The sequence below is a fragment of the Candidatus Accumulibacter contiguus genome (assembly GCF_012940005.1).
Lineage (GTDB): Bacteria > Pseudomonadota > Gammaproteobacteria > Burkholderiales > Rhodocyclaceae > Accumulibacter > Accumulibacter contiguus.
Genome location: NZ_SPMX01000129.1, coordinates 1 through 1,013 on the forward strand (window position 1 = coordinate 1; position 1,013 = coordinate 1,013).

Sequence of the window (1,013 nt, forward strand, 5' to 3'; positions counted from 1 at the left end):
ACCGTCTGGCTCGTCGGCCATCCGGCGCTGGCGCAGACGCTCGAACGGGCGCCCTATGCAGCGCTCGCCGGGCGCATTCAGGCGCGCGTTCAGATGCGCCCGGTCATCGAGCGCGAACGCTTTGCGCAACTGATCGCCCACGCGCTCAAGAGCGCCGGGTGCTCCCATACGCTGCTCGCCGATTCGGGTCTCGAGATCCTGCGGCAAGCCAGCAAGGGCCTGCCGCGTCACGCCGGGCGCATTCTGCGCACCGCCATGCGCCTGGCGGTGCCGCGTGGACTCAATCATCTGCCTGACGATCTCCTGCAATTGGCCATCGAGGAATTGCGATGAAGCGCCGCCGTTTCGACTCCCTCTTCCCCGATGGCCTCTCCGACGAAACGGCCTCGGCTCTCAGCGATTTTCTTCACCAGCTCGCCGCCGCTTGCGAGACCCGTTATCTCGTGCAGTTACGCCGTCACCACCACCGGCAGATGAATCTCTACCGACCCCGAAACCCCCTCGGAAGACGCCTCCCTACAACCTTCCGTAGTCTCCCTCCGTCCCACGCTGCCCCAGGTATACCTTCCTCCCCCTCCAGCGTGGGACTTTGCCTCTGTCTCAGCCTCGAACACCTTGGGCCACACAGTCTGAATCACCGCGCGACGTAACACACGCCAGCGGGGTCGTTGTTGGCGGCCGAACAGCGTGCGCAGGATCGGCACGTCGAGCAGGCGCTGGGTACGATCAATCAAGCCCTGGAAGATCGCATCCAGGGTGGTGCCACGGACGAACAAGAGATTGCGGCTGTACTCGATTTGATAGACCGAGTAGCGGTGCCGGAAGCGGCTGCGCTCTTGCTCCTCGATCGTCAGCGCGAAGCACAGGCAGCTTGAGTACACCCAACGGTCACAGACCTCGGCCAGTCGCCCTATGGCGTGCTCATCGCACAAGGTATCTGCGAGCTGATCCAAAGCCTGGAACGAACCCCCGACGAAGCAGTTACCCTCCTTCTCCAAGGAGATGGCCTGCGC

The 1,013-nt window shown here is 63.7% G+C and carries 2 pseudogenes; one reads left to right on the forward strand and one right to left on the reverse strand.

Annotation, left to right across the window (positions count from 1 at the left end):
- A pseudogene (locus tag E4Q08_RS23530) lies at positions 1-333 on the forward strand (AAA family ATPase); the annotation flags it as partial.
- Positions 334-449: 116 nt separating this feature from the next.
- Here E4Q08_RS23530 and E4Q08_RS23535 read toward each other — a convergent pair.
- Positions 450-1,013 (reverse strand): annotated as a pseudogene (locus E4Q08_RS23535) (hypothetical protein); the annotation flags it as partial.